Here is a 6,280-nt window from a genome sequence, read left to right as displayed (position 1 = left end):
CAGCTCATCAATGATCCTTTCCTTTGAGATAATTGAAATTCTTTCCCTGTTCCGGGTAATGGATTCAAGCGATTTTTCCTCTATCTGAAAATTGAGTTGGGTGGCAAAACGGACAGCCCGCATCATTCTCAGGGGATCATCGGAATAGGTAATATCCGGATCAAGCGGGGTGCGGATTATTTTACTCTTAAGATCGGTTAACCCGTTGAACGGATCAAGCAATTCACCGTAGCTGGCCTGGTTCAGGGAGACAGCAAGCGCGTTAATTGTAAAGTCGCGCCGGTTCTGGTCATCTTCAAGGGTACCATCTTCAACTATGGGTTTGCGTGAATCGGAACGATAGGATTCCCGTCGGGCACCGACAAATTCAAGTTCAAGATCTTCATACCTCAGCATGGCCGTTCCGAAATTCCTGTATATGGCAATTTTCCCTTTTTTGCCTATGGCACGGGCAACCGATTTAGCCAGGTCAATACCACTGCCCACAACAACGATGTCAATATCTTTTGAAGGCCTGGCAAGTAAAAGATCCCTCACGAATCCTCCTATAACGTATGATTGAAGGTTGTTTTTAGTTACAATTTCAGAAAGAATGGAAAATACAGGATGTTTCAGTTCAAGTTTCACAACGGGTTAATTTGGGGTAAAAATAGGAAAAAAGAGCCGTCATTGCGAGGAGCAGTTCAAAACTGTGATTATAGTAAGAATATTATGCGACGAAGCAATCTGCCAGAACAGGAAGGACCTAGCCAATACTGACAATTTATATCATCGCTCTTTGCATCCAATTGCCTGTGCGGGCAGATTGCTTCGTCGACTGAAAATACTGCTATAATCAATTTTTTATCCATCTCCTCGCAATGACGTGTAAAAATATCCTACATTTGTCCCATCACACTAAGGGGGTGCCCTAAAAAATCGGGCTGAGATCACACCCTTGGAACCTGATCCGGGTAATGCCGGCGAAGGGATTTGGTGGCAAATGACAGAACACAACATCTTCACTTGCCGCTGTTTCATAAACATTTAAAATTTCAGGTATGAAGCAGGTATTCATTTTGCTCGTACTGGCTTGCCTTTCATGGCAGGCAGGTGCACAGGTTTCCGTAAAAGGAACCATCAGGGGCGGCAATCAGGAAGTTCTTGCCGGTGCTCATGTTTTTCTGAACAAAAGCCGTACAACAACCGATGTGAACGGCGTATTCTCTCTGACCGGGCTTGATCCGGGTAATTACAATCTTACAGTAAGTTATATCGGATACAATTCCTATGAAACCGGGTTGAATCTCAGAAAGGACACCGTAATTGATGTCGTTCTGACTGAATCGGCTGTGATTTCCGAAGCAGTGATTATTTCAGCTGTCAGGGCTTCACAGAACACGCCGACAACGTTTTCAACCCTGAACCGGGAATCTATTTCACGGCAAAATTCTGCCCAGGACATGCCTTACCTGCTGAACCTTGAACCTTCGGTTGTGACAACATCCGATGCCGGTGCCGGTGTGGGATACACCGGTCTTAGAGTGCGAGGGAGCGATATAACCCGTATAAATGTAACAATTAACGGGGTGCCATTGAACGACCCGGAATCACACACAGTTTACTGGGTTGACATACCCGATTTCGCGGGCTCAGTGAACAGCCTGCAGTTACAGCGTGGCGTAGGCTCATCTACCAACGGAGCAGGGGCTTTCGGGGCTTCAATGAATCTTGAAACCAATACATTCAGTCAGGAACCTTACGGAGAAATCGATCTGAGTGCCGGTTCGTTCAACACCTGGAAAACTTCATTCCAGGCAGGCACAGGGCTGATGAAAAAGCACTGGTATTTTGAAGGAAGAGGATCGGCACTGGGATCGGACGGCTATATCGACAGGGCATCTTCAGATTTAAGCTCCTATTTTTTCCAGGGAGGATATATCAACGACAAAACCCTCATAAAAGCCGTGGTATTCGGAGGTAAGGAAAAAACGTACCAGTCGTGGTACGGCATTGATGCTGCCACAATGGCTACTGACAGAACGTTTAACTGGGCAGGCGCCATCTTTAATGATGACGGCACTATCAGCTTCTATAATAACCAAACGGATAATTACAATCAGAAACATTACCAACTTCATGTATCTCACCGCTTAACCAATTTTATTGATCTAAACGTCTCCGGCCATTTTACAAAAGGAAGCGGCTATTACGAAGAATATCAGCAGGGCGACGAATTTCAGAAATACGGGCTCGGCAACCTGTATTTTGGTAAAGACAGCACATTTAACGGAAGCAACTATGATTATTTCTATCATGATACCGTAACTTCCACAGATTTGGTAAGACGCCGCTGGCTTGATAATAACTATTACGGCATCACCTGGTCATTGCATTACAAAAAACCGAAGATTGATTTAATACTGGGTGGAGCAGCAAATAAATACGACAAGGCAAAACACTATGGCGAAATAATCTGGGCCCGGTATGCTGCTGAAATTCCAAAGGATTATGAATACTATCGAAACATTGCGTTTAAAACCGATTTCAATATATTCCTGAAAGCGGCATGGAAACCGGTCGAACCTATGACTATTTACGGCGATATCCAATACCGGACTATCGGCTATGCGGATCATGGAATAGAAAGTCATCTGAATGCAGTGAATATTGATCAATCTTTTCATTTTTTCAATCCTAAAGCCGGTATTAGCTATAACCTCGGTTTCGGAATATTGTATGCATCTTACAGCATTGCACATCGCGAACCGATCCGCGATGACTATATAGACGCTTTTGCCGGGGAAAGTCCGAAACCTGAAATGCTCGGAAACCTTGAAGTTGGTTTGCGCAGGTCGGAAACACGCCTGCAATACCAGGTGAATTATTTCCTGATGAATTATAGGAACCAGCTTGTACTAACCGGGGAAATAAATGATGACGGGGCCTTTATAAGGAGGAACGCCGGAAAAAGTTTACGCTCAGGTATTGAGATGGCTGCATCATGGCATGCAACCGATTTCCTGAATATCTCAGGTAACTTAACTCTCAGTGTGAACCGGACCGATTATAAAACTCCTGACAGTGAAGGTAATCTTATTGAATATAAAAATACAGAACTTTCATTTTCACCGTCTATAGTCAGTGGAGGACAGGTGCAGTTTTTCCCGTTTAAAAATTTAGAAATCGACTGGATGGCCAAGTATGTAGGGAAACAATACCTTGACAACACTCAAAACGAGGCTCTCAAACTGAATGCATATTTTGTTAATGACGCAAGAGTTTCTTATTTCATTTTCGGAAATAAAATTCCTGATTTGGAAATATCAATTCTTGTAAATGACCTCTTTAATAGAAAGTATGAATCCAACGGTTATGTTTATGACGGGTATGCCTATTATTATCCGCAGGCCGGCACAAATTTCATTTCAAGTCTAAAAATAAGATTTTGAGCATGTTACCGTGATAAATTGACGTATTGGCCTTAATGTAAGTATATTTTCCGGAATTTTTATGATTTTTTTTAACATCATGTAACTATTCTGGCATGATTTTCGTTATTAAATCGTTGGGTTAATACTTAGTTTAATTAGGGTTAAACAGAGTAGTTTCTTTCAAGTTTTTTTTCATAGATTTAGGTTTAATGGTTAGGGTTAAAAAGCGGGGGTTTCTCAGACTCCTGCTTTTTTTTGTTTTTATTTCCTGTATTGACAACCTGCACCGGATGCATAAATGCAAATAAATGACGTAAATCGACAAAGCGAAATAAATTTTTACTTCTTTTGTACATTGAAAAATTTCAATATTCAGCGCACTCATGGTAAGTTTATACAATAATGCCTGGAAAGCTTGTCATTCGTCTATCTGTTCAATAAGTTTCCTGAACGGCAATAATATTGAAGTTGTCACCATCTCCGGTTTTAGGGCCGGTGATTACCTTATCACCCATGATATGGTAAACCGGCTGCAAAAAGCTGAATTCGTAGAAATAAAATTTGTCAAGGACGACGGTCATACTGTTTCTGCTCATGAACGTCTTACCATGCATGATTTCACCGAAAGGATCATTACTTCTTATGATCAGGAAGTAACCGGGTTCTCATTGATCTCAATTACCGATCTGGCATTTGGGGATATTCCTCCACTTAAAATGGCGATAAACAGGCATATCAACATAGGGCAGTCAGTGGCTTTGATGGGCTATCAATACGATACACCCAGTCTTACTATAAAGTCAGGAATTATTTCTACAGTGATTCACCGAAATGGGAATCGTTATCTGCAATTCGACGGGACTACGATCTGGGGAAATTCGGGTAGTCCGCTAATTGATCTTAAGACCAATGAAGTACTTGGAGTTATAGGCTATAAACTCGACCGGAAGAATAAATCGTACGAAAAAATGATGGAGATAAGCAACTCCAATATTAAAATGCTTGAAAAGGCGCAGGGAGAATTTGAGGTTTCCGGCGTCGATCCCATCCAGGTTCTCATTGCCTGGCAAAAACAAATACTTCAACTCTCCGCTGAAATCTACAAAGCTTCAGGCAGCGGCATTGGTGTGGCTATTGATGTAAAAACCATTCACCACCTTCTGAGGGAATCGGGGATTGAGTTGTGAGGCCTGAGCCTGCAACAAACGATCGTCATTGCGAGGAGCTTGACCAATCATTGATTATAGAATAATTTAAATGCGAGGAAGCAATCTGCCAGCACGGGCAGGAATTCAAGCTTCTCGCAATGACGTGCTTTTAATGACGGCCCTTGACGTCCTACTTCTTCCTCCTCAGACTGTTATAATCAATATAATACAATACCCTGATTGAAAAACTGTTGATTTGATCCGACTTCCATGTATTGTTGAGATTTTTGAAGTAATCACTGATCACATAATCGCCGTCGTTGTAAATAGCGTTCTTCCAGGCAAGGGAAAGTTCAGATCCGGGTGAGAAAATCCACCGGAAAACCATATCTACGTTGAAAGCATTGAAATTCTGATCCTGGTTTTCCGTATACGATGGATCAGAAACAAGTGTGCCGTCATCCTTCAGCCGGTAAAATTCATGATTGGTTGCACCCGACCAGTAATGCCTGGCCCTGAAGCTTAATGAGGCCTTATTGTTGATAGCATAGGAAATTCCGAATACATTTTCAAAGGTCTTCACATCGCGGCGCGCAAAGTAAATCGTGTCGTTACTTTCTGTCATATCGACGAAGCCCCTGTCATTGATCTGCTTTTCAAAAGAAGGATTGTATTCAAACTGAAAATGCCGTCCCAGTCGGAATCCCACGTTGGCATGAGCCTGTTTGTATCGCTGATCAGTTGAAGGCTGTTTGGCAAAATCAAATGAAATACTCCCCTGGAGGGCCTTACGATAGTCGGTTCCAAGCCAGATCTCATTTTCAAAATATAGTGGTTCCGTATAATACCTGCCACTAACCCTTGGCTCGTAATAATCGTTAAAGTCTCCGGCCAGTTTGAAGTTGTATTCAAAATGATAGTTGTTCTTAAACTGAGTAAAAAAGTTGAATCCGACTGAATTTCCTGCCACAGCATTTGGCCTGTACACCCGTTCATGCTCAAACCATACATTAGCATGAATTTCCCTGTAAATCCACTTTGGTTCGTTTAAGTTCAGGTTCACATAAGCCTGGGTTGTAACTTCGTTATTCCGCCTTAAATAACCCAGGTCGTTAGGATTGAAATGATCGGAATAAATATTCTGTTCAACGCCGAAAAAAACTTTTCCGCTGTTTTTTTCAGCCTCCATTGTGGCAAAATACCCGTTCTCTTTTTCCCCATTGGTTCGTGTGCTGAACCCGCCTTTACCGCTTACCGCATAAGTCTTCTTTTTATTTCTGAACTGGAAATCGGTTGCGGTAACATTGGCCCGGTAAGGGTCATTCACCATTGAAACATTCGAATTAATGAAGCTTATATATGAATTGTTCTTAAGGGATTTATCCACCACGGCTACGTTGTAGTTGGTAAGCGGCTGGATCAGCACCTCCCTTGTATGGCCGGTTAGCGTATCCTTAAGTTTTGCATGAGAAGGCAGTGAAATGGCATTCAGCATACCAAGTCCCCATCCTTTGCCGGTGCGGCCTGATACCTTGGTTGCATTCAGCAACTGGGTTTCAGTGGGATTATAATCCACTTTTTCATTTTCAGCCAAAGCGTCCGATGCCCTGTCGGCAAATTTAGGAGACGCACCTATCCTTCTAGAATAAAATATTCCTCCTCGTTCAAACAATTCAGTGCCTTCGGTAAAAAATTGACGTTTCTCAGAATAAAACAATT

At 42.3% G+C, this 6,280-nt stretch carries 4 protein-coding genes and 1 riboswitch; of the genes, 2 read left to right on the top strand and 2 right to left on the bottom strand.

Translation table 11 applies throughout. The features are described from left to right. Positions 1-627 (bottom strand): poly-A polymerase (locus VK179_20565; protein ID HLO61155.1); only part of this gene is annotated, 627 nt, incomplete at its 3' end. 264 nt (positions 628-891) lie between these two features. Next, a riboswitch (TPP riboswitch) is annotated at positions 892-989 on the top strand. A 51-nt stretch (positions 990-1,040) separates the two neighbouring features. On the opposite strand from VK179_20565, the gene VK179_20560 reads away from it, so the two are divergent. Together VK179_20560 and VK179_20555 are read left to right on the top strand one after the other, a co-directional pair. Continuing rightward, positions 1,041-3,431, top strand: coding sequence for a TonB-dependent receptor (locus tag VK179_20560; protein HLO61154.1), 2,391 nt, complete (start codon positions 1,041-1,043; stop codon positions 3,429-3,431). 365 nt (positions 3,432-3,796) lie between these two features. Next, on the top strand, positions 3,797-4,600 hold the full coding sequence (locus VK179_20555; GenBank protein ID HLO61153.1) for a serine protease: 804 nt from the start codon (positions 3,797-3,799) through the stop codon (positions 4,598-4,600). A 151-nt stretch (positions 4,601-4,751) separates the two neighbouring features. Here the strand turns inward: VK179_20555 and VK179_20550 are convergent. Then, the coding region (locus VK179_20550; protein ID HLO61152.1) for a DUF5916 domain-containing protein at positions 4,752-6,280 on the bottom strand (1,529 nt) is incomplete at its 5' end.

The organism is Bacteroidales bacterium, assembly GCA_035299085.1.
GTDB lineage: Bacteria > Bacteroidota > Bacteroidia > Bacteroidales > UBA10428 > UBA5072.
This window is presented reverse-complemented; position numbering and strand designations above follow the sequence as displayed.

What these genes read in the sequence shown, in the direction of transcription:
- VK179_20555 (HLO61153.1), top strand. Translation starts at nt 3,797, where the DNA reads ATGGTAAGTTTATACAATAATGCCTGGAAAGCTTGTCATTCGTCTATC.
- VK179_20560 (HLO61154.1), top strand. Translation starts at nt 1,041, where the DNA reads ATGAAGCAGGTATTCATTTTGCTCGTACTGGCTTGCCTTTCATGGCAG.